The organism is Bradyrhizobium sp. MI1.4, assembly GCF_055811315.1.
Window position 1 is genome coordinate 179422 of record NZ_JBVVPP010000003.1, and the last position, 16000, is coordinate 195421.

General features: G+C 64.8%; 15 protein-coding genes. 10 read left to right on the forward strand and 5 right to left on the reverse strand.

What is annotated here, in order from left to right:
* Window positions 1-70: 70 nt before the first annotated feature.
* The 4 genes from AC0L23_RS05105 to AC0L23_RS05120 are packed head-to-tail and all read right to left on the reverse strand — an operon-like array spanning window position 71 to window position 4280.
* The gene (locus AC0L23_RS05105) at window positions 71-1144 is read right to left on the reverse strand and encodes a malate/lactate/ureidoglycolate dehydrogenase (protein WP_018456996.1); all 1074 of its coding nucleotides are present in this window, start codon (window positions 1142-1144) and stop codon (window positions 71-73) included.
* Between the two features lie 11 nt (window positions 1145-1155).
* A complete protein-coding gene (locus AC0L23_RS05110) occupies window positions 1156-2067 on the reverse strand; it encodes an NAD(P)-dependent oxidoreductase (protein ID WP_018456995.1) in 912 nt (303 codons plus the stop codon).
* 12 nt (window positions 2068-2079) lie between these two features.
* On the reverse strand, window positions 2080-3330 hold the full coding sequence (locus AC0L23_RS05115; RefSeq protein ID WP_018456994.1) for a Zn-dependent hydrolase: 1251 nt from the start codon (window positions 3328-3330) through the stop codon (window positions 2080-2082).
* Window positions 3331-3362: 32 nt separating this feature from the next.
* Window positions 3363-4280 carry a LysR family transcriptional regulator gene (locus AC0L23_RS05120; protein ID WP_018456993.1) on the reverse strand — a complete coding sequence of 306 codons (918 nt, stop codon included), beginning with the start codon at window positions 4278-4280 and terminating at the stop codon, window positions 3363-3365.
* A gap of 120 nt (window positions 4281-4400) precedes the next feature.
* On the opposite strand from AC0L23_RS05120, the gene AC0L23_RS05125 reads away from it, so the two are divergent.
* From AC0L23_RS05125 to AC0L23_RS05150, 6 genes are all read left to right on the forward strand, one after another.
* Window positions 4401-5207 (forward strand): putative hydro-lyase, encoded by an 807-nt coding sequence (locus tag AC0L23_RS05125; RefSeq protein WP_085362311.1) that lies wholly within the window; start codon window positions 4401-4403, stop codon window positions 5205-5207.
* A gap of 89 nt (window positions 5208-5296) precedes the next feature.
* Window positions 5297-6541, forward strand: a complete 1245-nt coding sequence (locus AC0L23_RS05130) for an ABC transporter substrate-binding protein (RefSeq protein ID WP_018456991.1) — start codon at window positions 5297-5299, stop codon at window positions 6539-6541.
* Window positions 6542-6688: 147 nt separating this feature from the next.
* A complete protein-coding gene (locus tag AC0L23_RS05135) occupies window positions 6689-7567 on the forward strand; it encodes a branched-chain amino acid ABC transporter permease (protein WP_026233279.1) in 879 nt (292 codons plus the stop codon).
* On the forward strand, window positions 7567-8550 hold the full coding sequence (locus AC0L23_RS05140) for a branched-chain amino acid ABC transporter permease (protein ID WP_018456989.1): 984 nt from the start codon (window positions 7567-7569) through the stop codon (window positions 8548-8550). Before AC0L23_RS05135 ends, AC0L23_RS05140 begins: the two co-directional genes overlap by 1 nt.
* A complete protein-coding gene (locus AC0L23_RS05145) occupies window positions 8547-9278 on the forward strand; it encodes an ABC transporter ATP-binding protein (protein WP_018456988.1) in 732 nt (243 codons plus the stop codon). Before AC0L23_RS05140 ends, AC0L23_RS05145 begins: the two co-directional genes overlap by 4 nt.
* The gene (locus AC0L23_RS05150; protein WP_085352174.1) at window positions 9262-9966 is read left to right on the forward strand and encodes an ABC transporter ATP-binding protein; all 705 of its coding nucleotides are present in this window, start codon (window positions 9262-9264) and stop codon (window positions 9964-9966) included. Before AC0L23_RS05145 ends, AC0L23_RS05150 begins: the two co-directional genes overlap by 17 nt.
* A gap of 182 nt (window positions 9967-10148) precedes the next feature.
* Here AC0L23_RS05150 and otnC read toward each other — a convergent pair whose 3' ends face one another.
* On the reverse strand, window positions 10149-10817 hold the full coding sequence (gene otnC, locus AC0L23_RS05155) for a 3-oxo-tetronate 4-phosphate decarboxylase (protein WP_473356776.1): 669 nt from the start codon (window positions 10815-10817) through the stop codon (window positions 10149-10151).
* 103 nt (window positions 10818-10920) lie between these two features.
* Here otnC and ltnD point away from each other — a divergent pair, with 103 nt between their 5' ends.
* The 4 genes from ltnD to AC0L23_RS05175 all read left to right on the forward strand — a co-directional run bounded on the left by ltnD (window position 10921) and on the right by AC0L23_RS05175 (window position 15783).
* Window positions 10921-11838 carry an L-threonate dehydrogenase gene (gene ltnD, locus AC0L23_RS05160; protein WP_085362313.1) on the forward strand — a complete coding sequence of 306 codons (918 nt, stop codon included), beginning with the start codon at window positions 10921-10923 and terminating at the stop codon, window positions 11836-11838.
* 17 nt (window positions 11839-11855) lie between these two features.
* Entirely contained in the window at window positions 11856-12638 is a 783-nt protein-coding gene (gene otnI / locus AC0L23_RS05165) for a 2-oxo-tetronate isomerase (protein ID WP_018456984.1), read from the forward strand.
* Window positions 12635-13924: a 3-oxo-tetronate kinase gene (gene otnK, locus AC0L23_RS05170; protein ID WP_085362314.1), complete on the forward strand. Its 1290-nt coding sequence runs from the start codon at window positions 12635-12637 to the stop codon at window positions 13922-13924. Before otnI ends, otnK begins: the two co-directional genes overlap by 4 nt.
* Before the next feature lie 167 nt (window positions 13925-14091).
* Window positions 14092-15783, forward strand: a complete 1692-nt coding sequence (locus AC0L23_RS05175; RefSeq protein WP_085362315.1) for a methyl-accepting chemotaxis protein — start codon at window positions 14092-14094, stop codon at window positions 15781-15783.
* Window positions 15784-16000 lie beyond the last annotated feature (217 nt).

Here is a 16000-nt window from a genome sequence, read left to right on the forward strand (position 1 = left end):
CCCCTCATCCGGCGCTTCGCGCCACCTTCTCCCACAAGGGGAGAAGGGAAGAGCACCGTGCTCCGCCTCACTACCCCGCGATCTTCTCGATCGCCGCCTGATCCAGCCCGAACTTCTTTCCGGCCTCCAGAATCTCCTGCCAGGTGGTCGGATCGACAGGGATGCCTTCCGCGAGCCGCTTCTTCTTCGTCGCGCGCTCGGGCTCACCCGCGATCTTCACCTTGTCGACGCCTGGGGCCGGAGGTGAGCCGGTGTGCCAGGCGACGAAGCTCTCGACTTCGCGCGCGAGATTCTCCGCGGTGCCGAGCTTGCCGGGGTCGATGATGATCGAGAGCATGCCGTTGAGGACGTTGTGCTTGCCATCGGACGGACCCTTGACCACCTGCCCGCCGGAGAGCGCGCCGCCGAGGATTTCGCAAACCAGCGCGAGCCCTGAACCCTTGTGCTCGCCGAACGGCAGGATGGCGCCGTATGGCGGGATCACGGTGTAGCGCGGGTTGGTGGTCGGCTTGCCCTCATTGTCGATGATCGTGCCGGGCTCCAGCTCGACGCCCTTGTTGTGGGCGACGCGGGTCTTGCCCTGCGCGATCCTGCTGGTGGCGAAGTCGAGCACGATGGGGTCCTTGCCCGCGCGCGGGATGCCGACGCAGAACGGGTTGGTGCCGTGGCGCGCATCGCTGCCGCCCCAGGGCGCCACGATGGGACGCGAGATCACGTTGACGAAGTGGATCGAGACCAGCCCATGGTCGATGCACTGCTCGGCCCAGTGGCCGATGCGGCCGATATGGTGCGAGTTTGAGAGGCCGACGAGACACACGCCGTTGCGCTTGGCGCGCTCGGCTGCCAGCTCCATCGCTTCATGGCCGATCACTTGGCCGTAGCCGGTGAGCCCGTCGAGGGTGAGAAGCGGACCGGTGTCGAGCACGACCTTGACGTGCTGGTTCACGGCGAGGCCGCCCGTGGTGACGCTCTGGACATAGCGCGGGATCATGCCGACGCCGTGCGAATCGTGTCCCTTGAGGTTGGCCTCGACCAGATTGGTGGACACGAGCTCGGCCTCGCGGTCCGTAGACCCGCCGGCCTTGACGATGGCGCTGATAGCTTCGATGAGCGGCTGTGCCTTGATGGTGCGGTAATCGGCCATTGTTGTTGCTCTTATTCCTTCACGATCCGGCGGCAGTGCTCCCATGCCGCGCCAATCAGGTTCTCGCTCGCCTCCGGGGTCCGGAACGCCGAATGCGCCGACAACGTCACGTTCGGCAGTTTTGTCAGCGGATGATCGCCGGGCAATGGCTCGATATTGAACACGTCGAGGCCGGCATGGCGGATGTGGCCCGACTTCAGGGCATCGATCATGGCGGCCTCGTCGACGACGGCGGCGCGGGCGGTGTTGATGAGGATGACGCCCGGCTTCATCTTCGCGATCATCTCGCGGGTGATCATGCCGCGCGTCTCGTCGTTGAGCAGCAGATGCAGCGATACGACGTCTGCTCTCGCCAACACCGTGTCGAGATCGGCGAATTCCACGCCCGGATAGCTCTTCGGCGAGCGGTTCCAGGCGATCACCTTCATGCCGCTGCCCAAGGCAATGCGCGCGACCTCCGCGGCAATACCGCCGAAGCCGATCAGGCCGAGCGTCTTGCCAGTGAGTTGCATGCCGTCTTCGCGGAGCCAGTTTCCGCCGCGCATCTCGCGGTCCATCATCGCGATGACGCGGGCCGAAGCCCACATCAGCGTGATCGCGCATTCCGCGACCGCCGTGTCGCCATAGCCCTTGATCAGGTGCACGGAGATGCCGAGCTCAGCGAGCTCCTCCGGGTTCATGTAGCTGCGCGCGCCGGTGCCGAGGAACACGACATGCTTCAACCCTGTGCACTTCTTTGCGACGTCGGTAGGCAGCGCGGTGTGGTCGACGATCGCGATCTCGGCGCCGTCGAGGATTTCAGGATATTGTTCGGGTTTGATGTCGGGATCCCTGTGGATCCGCACCTTGGGATCGCCGGGCTGCTCCAGCCGCTCCATGATCACGGCGAGAGTTTCATTGGCGTCGACGAAAACTCCGCGCATGGTTCTCTCCGGTCAGGATGCGACGCCGGCGATCGCCAGCACCGTGTGCATGAGGACGTTGGTGCCCGCGGCGCAATCGGGCTGCGTGGCGTCTTCCAGCTCGTTGTGGCTGATGCCGTCCTTGCAGGGCACGAACACCATTGCGGCCGGCATGATTGTGTTGAGATTGCAGGCGTCGTGGCCGGCGCCGGAGGTGATGCGGCGAGAGGAGTAGCCGAGCGTCTTCGCCGCGTTCTCGACTGCGGCAATCAATTTGGGATCGAAATGCGTCGGCGGCTTGCGCCAGACCAGGTCGATCTTCACCTCGACCTTGCGGCGTGCGGCGATCTCGGCAATCGCGCTGCGCAGATCGCGATCTAGCGCATCCATGATCGCGCCATCCGCACTGCGGCAATCCATCGTGAAGGCGATCTCGCCGGGAATGACGTTGCGCGAGGGGTTTGCGATCACGGCCTCGCCGATGGTACCGACGGCCTTCGGCCCGTACTTCCTCGCAATGGCCTCCATCGCCAGCACGATCTCGGACAGCGTCGCCAACGCGTCGCGCCGCAGCGGCATCGGCGTCGATCCGGCATGGCTCTCGAAGCCGGAAATCTTGCCGTCGTACCAAAGCACGCCCTGGCCGGAATCGACCACGCCGATGGTCTTGCCTTCGGCCTCCAGGATCGGGCCCTGCTCGATGTGCAATTCGACGAAGGAACCGAGCTTCTGGAACCCGACCGGCTTGTCGCCGCGATAACCGATGCCATCGAGCGCCTGGCCGACGGTGGTGCCATCAGCGTCCTTGCGCGACAAGATGTCATCGGTGGTGAAGTCGCCGACATAGGCAGCGGAGGCCATCATCGCGGGAGCGAAGCGCGAACCCTCTTCGTTGGTCCAGTTGACGACGCAGATCGGCGCCTCGGTTTCGATCCCGGCGTCGTTCAGCGTGCGGATCACTTCGAGCGCACCGAGCGTTCCCAGAATGCCGTCATACTTGCCGCCGGTCGGTTGCGTGTCGAGATGCGAGCCGATGCCGACGGGCGGCTTCGACATGTCGCGTCCCTTGCGCAGCCCGAACTGCGAGCCGAGCGCATCGGTGTGCACCTCCAAGCCGGCGTCCTCGCAGGCCTTGCGGAACCAGTCGCGTACCAGCTTGTCCTCCGCGCTCAGCGTCAGCCGCCGCACGCCGCCCTTGGCCGTCGCGCCGAACTGCGCGGTCTCGTGGATGGAGCCCCAGAGGCGGGCGGAATCGATTTGCAAATTGGTGGCGGCTCGGCTCATGCGGTCAGTCTCTCAATTGTCCGGCGCCTGTTTCAATGACGCGCCGGCGCGGGCGCGTCAACTGCGAGGCTGCTCTGCGCAATCTGACATGCAAGCTCTGCGACCCGCTCCACCGCCACGACATCGGGCGAGGCGAGCCAGCTCGCGGTGAATGTCAGCGGCGCGATTTTGAGATCGGTGTCGAGCAGTTGCAACCGCCCGTCTGCGAGCTCGTTCTCGACGATGGCGTCGGGGATCACGGCGATGCCGAGGCCCTCGACCGCCATGTGGATGACGGTCGCAAGCGAGGCGGAGGCGTGCAGCCGGATCGGAGGCAGCTCCGGCCGGTCGAACACTTCGCGCACGACCTCGTAGGGACGCGTCTTCCGCGGGAAGGTAATGATCGGAAACCGCGCGAGCTCAGCCCGCGTCACCGGTCCATCGCCGAGGCCGAGCGAGGGGCTGGCGAGAAAACCGATCGGATAGTCGGCGAGGACGCGATTGTGCACCCCGGAGGCCGAGAGCGGACCGACGACGAAGGCAAGCTCGATCTCCTGCGCAAGCAGGCGCGCGGTCAGGTTCGGCGTGATGTCGACCTCGATCTCCAGCGACAGGTTTGGGTAGACCTCGTTCATGCTCTTCACCAGCCGCGGCAGCCAAGTGTGCACGATGGTTTCGGCGACGCCGAGTCGCATCACGCCGCGCATCGCCGAGCGGTCGCCGATCTCGGCGATCATCGCGGCGCGCAGGCCGATCAGCTTCTCCGCATAGACCATCATCTGTCGGCCGCTCGGTGTCGGCGAGGCCACGCGGTGGTCGCGATTTAGGAGCTTCACCCCCATCTCGCGCTCGAGCTGGGCGATGCGCTGGGAGATCGCCGGCTGAGTCGTGTTGAGGCGTGCTGCGGCGCCGCGAAAGCTGCCGAGCTTCACAACCCAAAGGAACGTCTCGATCGATCTGAAGTCCAGCATTGGAAGGATTTTCCCGTCCGATAAATGAAATTTATCGATATTGATTAGAAAGGAAGATTAGACTTTATAGCACGCGTGGTGTTGGCTTGTCTTTGTCGAGTTTATAGGCAGGTCGATCTCATGACTGTTTTGGTGGCAGTGCAGACGCCCGACACGCTCCCGAGCCGCAAGGCGCGGCTTGCCTACCGCGAGGGGCTGGTCGCCTCCACCGCCGGCGTCGCCCCCGGCTTCGTCCAGGGCAATCTGGCGATCCTGCCGGCGGAGTATGCCGGCGCCTTTCACCGCTTCTGCCAGCTCAACCCCAAGCCTTGCCCGATCATCGGCATGTCCGATGTCGGCAGTCCGCACATCCCCGCGCTTGGCGCCGATCTCGACATCCGCACCGACGTGCCGCGCTACCGCGTCTGGCGCGATGGCGAAGTCGTGGACGAGCCGACCGACGTCACCCAATACTGGCGCGACGATCTCGTGACCTTCGTGCTCGGCTGCTCGTTCTCGTTCGAAGAGGCGCTGCTCGACGAGGGCATGCCGATCCGCCACATCGAGCAGAACGTCCGCGTGCCGATGTATCGCACCAACATCGCTTGCGGCGAGTCCGGTCCCTTTGCCGGTCCCATGGTGGTGTCGATGCGTCCGTTCAAGCCGGCGGATGCGATCCGTGCGGTGCAGATCACCTCGCGCTATCCGGCCGTGCACGGCGCGCCCGTGCATCTCGGCCATCCGCACCTGATCGGCATCAAGGACATCGCCAAGCCCGATTACGGCGATCCGGTGCCGGTCGCCGACGACGAGATCCCGGTGTTCTGGGCCTGCGGCGTGACACCGCAATCGGTCATCAACGCTGCCAAGCTGCCGTTTGCGATCACGCATTCGCCCGGCCTGATGCTGGTGACGGATCTCAAGAACAGGACCATGGCCGTGATTTAGTGGGCAGCGTTTGCTGCTTCTTCGAGCTTTACCGCATCCATCAATCGCTTCATTCGATCGGCTGAAATTCAGTAACAGGGGACTTTGCCATGACGATCACTCGCCGCGACGTATTGTTGGGAGCCACCGCTACGGCCGCGCTAGTGCCGCTGGCAGCGCGCGCACAGACTTCGGAAGTCGTGATCGGCGTGATCTATCCGTTCTCCGGCGGCAGCGCACAGCAGGGCGTCGACGCGCAGAAGGCCTATGAAACCGCGCTCGAGGTCATCAACAAGGACACCGATTTCGACCTGCCACTGGCGAAGGGCGAGGGCCTGCCGGGTCTCGGCGGCGCAAAGGTCCGCCTCGTTTTCGCCGACCACCAGGCCGATCCGCAGAAGGGCCGCGCCGAGGCCGAGCGCCTGATCACGCAGGAGAAGGTCTCCGCCATCATCGGCACCTATCAGAGCGCGGTCGCCGTCACCGTCAGCCAGATCTGCGAGCGCTACCAGATCCCGTTCGTCTCGGCCGACAACTCCTCGCCCAGCCTGCATCGCCGTGGCCTGAAATATTACTTCCGCGCCGCGCCGCATGACGAGATGTACTCGGCCGCCATGTTCGACTTCTTCGATGCCTTGAAGAAGAAGGGCACCAAGATCGAGACGCTATCGCTGTTCCACGAGGACACCATCTTCGGCACCGATTCCGGCAACGCCCAGGCCAAGATCGCCGGCGAGCGCGGCTACAAGATCGTCTCCGACATCAAGTATCGCGCCAACTCGCCCTCGCTCTCGGCCGAGGTGCAGCAGCTCAAGAGCGCCAACGCCGACGTGCTGATGCCCTCGAGCTACACCACTGATGGCATCTTGCTGGTGAAGACCATGGGCGAGCTTGGTTACAAGCCGAACGCGATCGTGGCGCAGGACGCCGGTTTCTCCGAGAAGGCGCTCTACGACGCTGTCGGCGACAAGCTGGAAGGCGTGATCTCGCGCGGCACCTTCTCGCTCGATCTCGCGCAGAAGCGCCCGATGGTCGGCAAGATCAACGAGATGTTCAAGACGCGGTCGGGCAAGGATTTCAACGATCTCACCTCGCGTCAGTTCATGGGCTTGATCATCCTCGCCGATGCCATCAGCCGCGCCAAGTCGACCGACGGCGAGAAGATCCGCGACGCGCTGGCCGCCACCGACATCCCGGGCGAGCAGACCATCATGCCCTGGAAGCGCGTCAAGTTCGACGAGATGGGCCAGAACAACGACGCCGACCCGGTGCTGCTGCAATATGTCGGCGGCAAGTTCGTCACCATCTTCCCGCCGCAGGCCGCGATTGCCGAGGCGATCTGGCCGATGAAGTGAGCGCTGCGGGAGCACAGATCGTAGCTCCCGCCCTCATCCTGAGGAGCGGGCGCAACCCGCGTCTCGAAGGACGAGGGCTGGGCCATCCTTCGAGACGCGCGCGGTGCGCGCTCCTCAGGATGAGGACGTAGTTCGGGGGACAGACTTTTGACAGCCCAAACCATTATCCAAAGTCTCGCGAGCGGCCTCCTCATGGGCCTGCTCTACGGACTGATCGCCGTCGGCCTCGCGCTGATCTTCGGCCTGATGGACGTCGTGAACTTCGCTCACGGGGAGTTCCTGATGATCGCGATGTATGTGAGCTTCTTCCTGTTCACGTTCTTCGCCATCGACCCCTTGCTGTCGGCGCCGCTCGTGGCCGCCGCGCTGTTCGTATTCGGAGCGGTCGTCTATCTGTTGATCGTGCGCTTCGCCATGCGGGCCAAGGCCAACGCGGGCATGGTGCAGATCTTCTCCACCTTTGGCCTCGCCATCGTGATGCGCGGCCTCGCGCAGTTCTTCTTCACGCCTGACTATCGCAGCGTTCCGCAGTCCTGGCTCGGCGGCAAGACGATCTCGATCGCCGGCGTCTTCCTGCCGGAGCCGCAGCTCATGGGTGCGCTGGTTTCGATCCTGGCCTTTGCTGGCCTCTACTTCTTCATCCATCGCACCGATTTCGGTCGCGCGCTGGAGGCCACCCGTGAAGATCCCGGCGCGGTGGCCCTCGTCGGCATCGACAAGAACCGCGTGTTCGCGCTCGGCTGGGGGCTTGGTGCCGCGCTGGTCGGCCTCGCCGGAGCGATCATGGCAAGCTTCTTCTATATCTATCCCGACGTCGGCGCGTCCTTTGCGCTGATCGCCTACGTCACGGTCGCGCTCGGCGGCTTCGGCAGCGTGTTCGGCGCGTTCGCCGGCGGGATCATCGTGGGCCTCGTCGAGGCCACCACCGCGCTGGTGCTGCCGCCGTCGCTGAAATCGGTCGGCATCTACGCCGTCTACCTGCTGGTCGTCTTCATCCGGCCGCGTGGCCTGTTCGGATCGATGTGATGGACAAGGATTTTGCCGCGCGGCGCCGCCGCGACCTCATCATCGCCGCGGTGCTGACCGCCCTGGCGGCGCTCGCTCCGCTGTTCATCAAGGACGTCTACGTCCAGAACATCCTGATCCTGACCTTGATGTATGCGGCGCTGTCGCAGAGCTGGAACATTCTCTCTGGCTATTGCGGGCAGATCTCGCTGGGACATGCGCTCTATTTCGGCATCGGCGCCTACACCACCGAACTCCTGTTCACCAAGTTCGGCGTGCTGCCATGGTTCGGCATGCTCGCCGGCGGCGCGGTCGCGGCCGCGATTGCGATGGGGCTCGGCTATCCCTTCTTTCGGTTGCGCGGCCATTACTTCGTGATCGCGACCATCGTTATCGCCGAGATCGGGCTGCTGTTGTTCCAGAATTGGGAATGGGCGGGGGCTGCGATGGGAATCACCATTCCGGTGCGCGGCGACAGCTGGCTGAAGTTCCAGTTCATGCGCAGCAAGCTGCCTTACTTTTATTTCGCGCTGGTGCTGTGCAGCCTCGCCTGGTTCGTCACCTGGTGGCTGGAGGACTCCAAATGGGGCTTCTGGTGGCGCGCGGTAAAGGACAATGCGGAAGCGGCCGAGAGCCTCGGTGTCGTCGTGTTCAACTCCAAGATGGGCGCGGCCGCCGTCTCCGCTTTCCTCGTCGCCATCGGCGGCGCCTTCTATGCCCAGTTTCTCGCCTATATCGATCCTGAAAGCGTGATGGGCTTCCAGTTCTCGCTGCTGATGGCGTTGCCCGCCGTGCTTGGCGGCATCGGCACCCTCTGGGGACCCGTGTTAGGGGCGGCCATCCTGATCCCGATGACGGAGCTGACGCGCTCCTATATCGGCGGCTCCGGCCGCGGCGTCGACCTCATTGTCTACGGCACGCTGATCGTGCTGATTTCGCTCGCCCTGCCGCAGGGTCTGGTGAGCCTGTTCTCTCGTGCGAAGCGGAAGGGAGCCACGCGATGACCCCGCTGCTTGAAACCCGCGGCGTCTGGCAGCGTTTCGGCGGCCTCGTCGCCAACAGCGACGTCTCGATCTCTGTGGGTCGCGGCGAGATCGTCGGCCTGATCGGCCCGAATGGTGCCGGCAAGTCGACGCTGTTCAATCTCATCGCCGGCGTGCTGCCGCCGACGCAAGGCTCGATCTGGTTCGACGGCGAGGATGTCACCAGCATGCCGGCCGCCGAGCGCTGCCAGCGCGGCATCGGGCGCACCTTCCAGGTCGTCAAGAGCTTCGAGACCATGACGGTGATCGACAACGTCATCGTCGGTGCGCTGGTGCGCAACACCGTGATGCGCGAGGCACGCCGCAAGGCGCATGAGGTGCTCGAATTCACCGGCCTTGCTGCGCGCGCCAACGTGCTCGCGAGCGACCTCGTGCCGGCCGAAAAGCGCCGCCTCGAAGTCGCGCGCGCGCTTGCGACTGAACCAAAGCTGCTGCTGCTCGACGAAGTCCTCACTGGTCTTACGCCGACCGAGGCGCAGACCGGTGTCGCGCTGGTGCGCAAGGTGCGTGACGCCGGCATCACCGTGCTGATGGTCGAGCACGTCATGGAGATCGTGATGCCGCTGGTCGATCGTGCCATCGTGCTCGACCTCGGCAAGGTGCTGGTCGAGGGCAAGCCCACTGAAATCGTCCGCGATCCCAAGGTGATCAGCGCATATCTGGGAGATCGTCATGCTGTCGGTGCATGAAGTCACGACCGCCTATCAGGGCCTGGTCGCGATCTCCGGGGTCAGCATCGAAGTCGCCAAGGGCGAGATCGTCTGCGTCGCCGGCGCCAACGGCGCGGGCAAGTCGACGCTGCTGAAATCCATCGCCGGCGCCGAGCGCCCGCGCTCGGGCACGGTGACGTTCGACGGCAAACGCCTCGACGGCATGGCGCAGCACCACATCACGGCGACCGGCATCGCCTATGTGCCGGAGAACCGCCGCTTGTTTCCGCGCCTCTCCGTGCGCGACAATCTGCGCCTCGGCAGCTATCTCTACCGCGGCGAGGCCGACCGCGAGAGCCCACTCGATCTCGTGTTCCAGCTGTTTCCGCGCCTCTCGGAACGGCTCGAACAGCGCGCCGAGACGCTAAGCGGCGGCGAGCAGCAGATGCTCGCGATCGGCCGCGCGCTGATGACGCGCCCGCGGCTGTTGATGCTGGACGAGCCCTCGCAGGGCATCATGCCGAAGCTGGTCGACGAGATTTTCCAGGCCGTGAAGCGCATCCGCGATGCCGGTATGACCGTCTTGATCGTCGAGCAGCGCATGGCGGAGTGCCTGGAAATTGCTGACCGCGCCTACATCCTGCAAACCGGCCGCGTGCTGATGCAGGGTGCGGCAAGCGAGATCAAGGGCAATCCCGACGTGCGCAAGGCGTATCTGGGGCTGTAGCCGCGAAGCGTTGGGCACGTCGCGCAACACACTCGGCGTCATCGCCCGCGAAGGCGGGCGATCCAGTATTCCAGAAGCCGTTGTGATTGAGCCGAGAAGCCGCGGCGTCTGGATTCCCCGCCTTCGCGGGGAATGACAGCGGTGAGTAGGGCGGTGTTAGTTCGCCCACGGCTGCACGAGGCTCAATGCCCATGCTCCGGCAGCGATACCCCAAACACCTTCACCAGATCATTCACCTGCGCCGGCGACAGGTAGCGCGGGTTCATCCCGCGCAGCAGCAGGTACAGCCTCGCCGTCTCCTCCAACTCCTCGGTCGCGAACACCGCTGCTTCCAGCGTGTCGCCAGCGACGACCGGGCCGTGATTGGCGAGCAGCATGGATGAGTATTTTCCCGCCAGCCCTTTGATCGCATCGGCGACCGCGGGATCGCCGGGGCGATAATAGGGGACGAGCGCGGTGGCGCCGCATTTCATCAGATAATAGGCCGTCATCGGCGGCAGCGCGGCGCGCGGGTCGATCTCCGGGAGCATCGACAGCGCGACCGAATGGGTGGAATGCAGGTGCACGATCGCCCTTGCGCTCCCGCGCGTGGCGTAGAGTGCATTGTGCAGCGGAACTTCCTTGGTCGGCGCATCGCCCGAAACCAGTCGGCCCTGATCGTCCAGCCGCGACAGTTTTGCGGGATCGAGGAAGCCGAGCGAGGCATTGGTGGGCGTCACCAGCCAGCCGCCGCCGTCCAGCCTGACGCTGATATTGCCGGAGGAGCCGGGCGTCAGCCCACGCTCGAACAGGGACCGTCCGAAGCGGCAAATGTCTTCGCGCAGCAATGTCTCGTTGCTCATGCCCGTCATGTCCATTTGTCTCACGCTTTGGCAGCGCGGCCAAGCCGTGTTATTCGGTTGCCAAGCTGCCGCAAAGGGTGGCCCTCCGGGAAACGTCGCAAGGATCAGTTGCATGTCTGCCTCCACGTCACAGAATCAGCGCATCGCCGTCATCGGGCTCGGCTCGATGGGGTTTGGCATGGCGACCTCGCTGAAGCGCGCCGGTCATGTCGTCACCGGCTGCGACGTCTCGGCTGATGCGGTGGCGCGTTTCGTGACGGAGGGCGGCGCGGGCGCCAAGACGCCGGCCGAAGCTGCCAAGGGCGCCGACATCGTCGTCAGCGTCGTCGTCAATGCGGCGCAGACCGAGACCATCCTGTTCGGCAAGGATGGCGTCGCGGAAACCATGGCCAAGGACAGCGTCTTTCTGTCGTCGGCGACCATGGATCCCGACGTGGCGCGGCGTCTCGCCAAGCAGTTGGAGGCGACCGGCCGGCACTATCTGGATGCGCCGATCTCCGGCGGGGCGCAGCGCGCAGCGCAGGGCGAGCTGACGATTCTCGCTTCCGGCAGCCCAGCTGCGTTCGAGAAAGCAAGGCCCGCGCTCGATGCCATGGCCGCAAAGCTCTACGAACTTGGCGATGCCGCAGGCCAGGGCGCCGCCTTCAAGATGATCAACCAGTTGCTCGCCGGCGTGCATATCGCCGCCGCCAGCGAGGCGATCGCATTCGCGGCCAAGCAGGGTCTCGACATCCGCAAGGTTTATGAGGTGATCACGGCGTCCGCCGGAAACTCCTGGATGTTCGAGAACCGCATGCCGCACGTGCTCGACGGCGATTACACCCCGCGCAGCGCGGTCGAGATCTTCGTCAAGGACCTCGGCATCATCCAGGACATGGCACGCAATGCCAGATTTCCGGTTCCGGTCTCCGCCGCAGCACTTCAGATGTTCTTGATGACGGCAGCCTCCGGCATGGGCCGCGACGATGATGCGTCGGTGGCGCGGATGTATGCGCGGGTCACCGGCGTGAAACTGCCCGGCGACAAGTAAAGGATAAGAGGATTCCGATGCCCCGTTTTGCCGCCAATCTCTCGATGATGTTCACCGAGGTGCCGTTCCTCGACCGCTTCGACGCCGCTGCCGCAGCCGGCTTCACCGCAGTCGAGTTTCTCTTTCCCTATGAGCATTCGGCCGAGGCGGTCGGCGAGCGGCTCAAGCGCAACGGCTTGACTCAGGCGCTGTTCAACCTGCCGCCGGGCGACTGGAATGCCGGCGAGAAGGGCTTTGCGGCACTCCCGTCGCGATTCCCCGAGCTCAAGGCGAGCCTGGAGACCGCGCTGCCCTACGCCAAGGCGACCGGCGTCAAGCGGCTGCATTTGATGGCGGGCATCGCCAACCGCGGCGAGCGGGTTGCTATCGAGGCGTTCTACAAATCGGTGGCGTGGGCCGCCGAGTTCTTTGCGCCGCACGGCATCGACATCGTGCTCGAGCCGATCAATGCACGCAACGTGCCCGGCTATTTCCTCAACGATTTCGGCTTCGCGCGCGACCTGATCCAGGAGCTGCGGCTTCCGAACCTGAAACTCCAGTTCGACATCTATCACTGCCAGATCATCCATGGCGACGTTACGATGCGGCTGCGTGAGATGATGCCGGTCATCGGCCACATCCAGATCGCCAGCATCCCCTCGCGCAACGAGCCTGATGGCGAGGAGCTGAACTATCCGTTCCTGTTCGACGAACTCGACCGGCTCGGTTATGCCGGTTTCGTCGGCTGCGAATATAATCCGCGCGGCAAGACCACCGACGGCCTTGCCTGGTTCAAGCCTTATGCGGGAGTGAAGCCGTGACAGTTGCAGCGAAAATATCCCTTGGCTGCATTGCCGACGACTACACCGGCGCCTCCGACCTCGCCAACACGCTGACGCGCGCCGGCCTGCGCACGGTGCAGACCATCGGCGTGCCCGCGGACGATCTCGCGCTGCCCGAGGTCGACGCCGTCGTGGTGTCCTTGAAGAGCCGTTCGATCGAGGCCAACCTTGCCGTGTCGCGCTCGCGCGCGGCCGAGACATGGCTGCGCGGCCGCGGCGCAAGCCACGTGCTGTTCAAGATCTGCTCCACCTTCGATTCCACCGATGCGGGCAATATAGGCCCGGTGATGGATGCGCTGCGCGCCGATTGCGGCGAGGCGGCCGTGCTGGTGACGCCGGCCTTTCCGGAGACCGGCCGCACCGTCTACCAGGGCAATCTGTTCGTCGGCGCCGTGCCGCTGAACGAGAGCCCGCTGAAGGACCATCCGCTCAACCCGATGCACGATTCCAACTTGGTGCGCGTGCTGGCGCGCCAGAGCAAGACGCAAATCGGCCTCGTCGACCTCGCCACCGTCACGCGCGGCGCGGATGCCGTGCGGGCGCGGCTGGCCGAGCTCGCGGGCAAGGGCATCGGCGCGGCGATCATCGACGCCGTGTTCGACCGCGACCTCGAGACCATCGGCCTCGTCGCTGCCCAGCATCGGCTGTCGGTCGGCGCTTCCGGCATGGGTCTTGGGCTGGCGCGGGCGCTGGTGTCCACAGGCAAGGTCACATCGACCGCGGCGAGCAGCGAGGCGGGGGCAGCGGTCGGCGGACCGGCGGCGTGCCTGGCCGGAAGCTGCTCGCAGGCGACGCTTCAGCAGATCGCCAATGCCGAGCGCGTCATGCCGGTGCTGCATCTCGACCCGGACCGTATTACTACGGGCGAGGACGAGGCGCAGCGCGCGCTGGCCTGGGCAAAGCCGCGGCTGGCGGACGGTCCGGTCCTGATCGCATCGAGCTCGACGCCCGATCAGGTCGCCGCCCTCCAGGCGCGCCACGGCCGCGACGCGGCCGGTCACGCCATCGAGCAGGCGATGGCCGATATCGCCGAGGGTCTGGTGCGGGCCGGCGTGAAGCGCCTGGTCGTCGCCGGCGGGGAGACATCCGGCGCCGTGGTCGACCGGTTGAAGATTCCCGGATTTCTCGTGGGAGCAGAGATCGCCGCGGGCGTTCCGGTGCTGCGCGCGGTCGGTGCTGAAAAAGGCGACATGTTGCTCGCCTTGAAGTCCGGAAATTTCGGCGGCGCGGAGTTTTTCTCCGACGCGCTTGGGCTCATGCGCTGAGCGCAGGGCATTTTTAGCTGCCTGTTCATTTCTTTCAGGCTTCCGTACTCGTATGGAGTCGTCGTTAACATCTGCTCAGGTGCTCTCGTGTTGGATGTCGGTTCTGCTCCCTTAGGTTGATTCGTAAAAGTTCCGGACGCCGCCGCGCCAACGCAAAGAGACCGATTATGCTCGCCACCATTTCCATTCGTGCCAAGATCATCAGTGTCGTGGCGTTCCTGCTGGTCGCGATGGCCGGCATGGGCCTGCTCGCCGTCATGAAGATGCGGTCGATGAATGCCAACACCGTCGACATCACCACGAGCTGGATGCCCAGCGTGCGCGTGCTCGGCGACCTGCGTGCCGGCGTGATCACTTACCGCAACGTCATTCGAGAGCACATGCTGTCGGAAACGCTGGACGAGAAGCTCGCGATGGAAAAGACGCTCGCGACCGTGATCGAGGCCAATGCCAAATTCCGCAAAACTTACGAGGACATGATCACCTCGCCTGAAGAACGGGCACTCTACGGTGAATGGTCGAAGCTCTGGGAGGAGTACAAGAAGGGCACCCAGGAGGTCATGGCGCTGTCGCGCAAGGAGGCCGGCAAGGTCCCGCACGAGGCGCATGAGCTGAACACCAAGACGGTCAACAAGATCGGGCTTCAGGCCGACGAGGTCCTGCGCAAGGACATCGAGCTCAACACCAAAGGTGGCGACCAGGCCGCGCAGGATGCCGCCAACAGCTACTATTATGCCTTCATGCTGGTCGCGATCATTCTCGGCGCCGCCGTCCTTGTCGGCTCCGGCGTTGGCTTCTACCTGGTCCAGGACGTCTCGAACGGCATCAACTCGATTACCGAGCCGATGCAGGCGCTGGGCAAGGGCGACCTTTCCGCCGAAGTCCCTCATCGCGGTGAGAAGACGGAGATCGGCGCCATGGCCGACGTGCTCCAGATCTTCAAGGAAGCGCTGATCGCCAAGAAGGCTGCGGACGAGGCTGCCGCTGCCGATGCAGAAGCCAAGATCGAGCGCGGCCGCCGCGTCGACAACATCACTCGCGAATTCGAGACGATGATTGGCGAGATCGTCCAGACCGTGTCGTCGGCCTCGACCCAGTTGGAGGCCTCGGCCTCGACGCTGACCTCGACCGCCGACCGCTCGCAGCGGCTGGCGACCACCGTTGCCGGAGCGTCGGAGGAAGCCTCGACCAACGTGCAGTCGGTGGCCTCGGCGACCGAGGAGATGGCCTCGTCCGTCGGCGAGATCAGCCGTCAGGTGCAGGAATCTGCGCGGATGGCGGGCGATGCCGTCGGCCAGGCCCGCGCCACCACCGAACGCGTCAGCGAGCTCTCGAAGGCAGCCTCACGCATCGGCGACGTCGTCGAGCTCATCAACACCATCGCCGGCCAGACCAACCTTCTGGCGCTGAACGCGACCATCGAAGCCGCACGTGCCGGCGAAGCCGGCCGCGGCTTTGCGGTCGTCGCCTCCGAGGTGAAGGCGCTCGCCGAGCAGACCGCGAAGGCGACCGGTGAGATCGGCCAGCAGATCTCCGGCATCCAGGCGGCGACCAACGACTCGGTCGGCGCCATCAAGGAGATCTCCTCGACCATCGAGCGTCTGTCGGAGATCTCGTCGGCGATCGCCGCGGCCGTGGAAGAGCAGGGCGCGGCAACCCAGGAGATCGCCCGCAATGTCCAGCAGGCGGCGCAGGGCACCCAGCAGGTCTCCTCCAACATCACCGACGTGCAGCGCGGCGCAACCGAGACCGGCACGGCCTCCTCGCAGGTGCTGTCGGCGGCACAGATGCTCTCCAACGACTCCGGCCGGCTCAAGACCGAGGTCAGCAAGTTCCTGACCAACGTTCGCGCGGCTTAGGCCGGGCAGGCACGGAGTTGCTGAAAGCGGCGTCCTCGGGCGCCGCTTTTTTTTATGGATGGACCGCGGCATCTGTCATCTTTCGGGGCGCGAGGTGCATATCTGGAATGCTATTTCGCAGTGCGATAGCAGGGAATTGACCGCTCGTGACGCAGTGCCGTTGGCCATTTGGGCGGTCTTCAGGTAAATCAACCGAGAAACCCGCGGGGGCGGTGTT

What these genes read in the sequence shown, in the direction of transcription:
- AC0L23_RS05105 (WP_018456996.1), bottom strand. Translation starts at nt 1,144, where the DNA reads ATGGCCGATTACCGCACCATCAAGGCACAGCCGCTCATCGAAGCTATC.
- AC0L23_RS05110 (WP_018456995.1), bottom strand. Translation starts at nt 2,067, where the DNA reads ATGCGCGGAGTTTTCGTCGACGCCAATGAAACTCTCGCCGTGATCATG.
- AC0L23_RS05115 (WP_018456994.1), bottom strand. Translation starts at nt 3,330, where the DNA reads ATGAGCCGAGCCGCCACCAATTTGCAAATCGATTCCGCCCGCCTCTGG.
- AC0L23_RS05120 (WP_018456993.1), bottom strand. Translation starts at nt 4,280, where the DNA reads ATGCTGGACTTCAGATCGATCGAGACGTTCCTTTGGGTTGTGAAGCTC.
- AC0L23_RS05125 (WP_085362311.1), top strand. Translation starts at nt 4,401, where the DNA reads ATGACTGTTTTGGTGGCAGTGCAGACGCCCGACACGCTCCCGAGCCGC.
- AC0L23_RS05130 (WP_018456991.1), top strand. Translation starts at nt 5,297, where the DNA reads ATGACGATCACTCGCCGCGACGTATTGTTGGGAGCCACCGCTACGGCC.
- AC0L23_RS05140 (WP_018456989.1), top strand. Translation starts at nt 7,567, where the DNA reads ATGGACAAGGATTTTGCCGCGCGGCGCCGCCGCGACCTCATCATCGCC.
- AC0L23_RS05145 (WP_018456988.1), top strand. Translation starts at nt 8,547, where the DNA reads ATGACCCCGCTGCTTGAAACCCGCGGCGTCTGGCAGCGTTTCGGCGGC.
- AC0L23_RS05150 (WP_085352174.1), top strand. Translation starts at nt 9,262, where the DNA reads ATGCTGTCGGTGCATGAAGTCACGACCGCCTATCAGGGCCTGGTCGCG.
- otnC (WP_473356776.1), bottom strand. Translation starts at nt 10,817, where the DNA reads ATGACGGGCATGAGCAACGAGACATTGCTGCGCGAAGACATTTGCCGC.
- ltnD (WP_085362313.1), top strand. Translation starts at nt 10,921, where the DNA reads ATGTCTGCCTCCACGTCACAGAATCAGCGCATCGCCGTCATCGGGCTC.
- otnI (WP_018456984.1), top strand. Translation starts at nt 11,856, where the DNA reads ATGCCCCGTTTTGCCGCCAATCTCTCGATGATGTTCACCGAGGTGCCG.
- AC0L23_RS05175 (WP_085362315.1), top strand. Translation starts at nt 14,092, where the DNA reads ATGCTCGCCACCATTTCCATTCGTGCCAAGATCATCAGTGTCGTGGCG.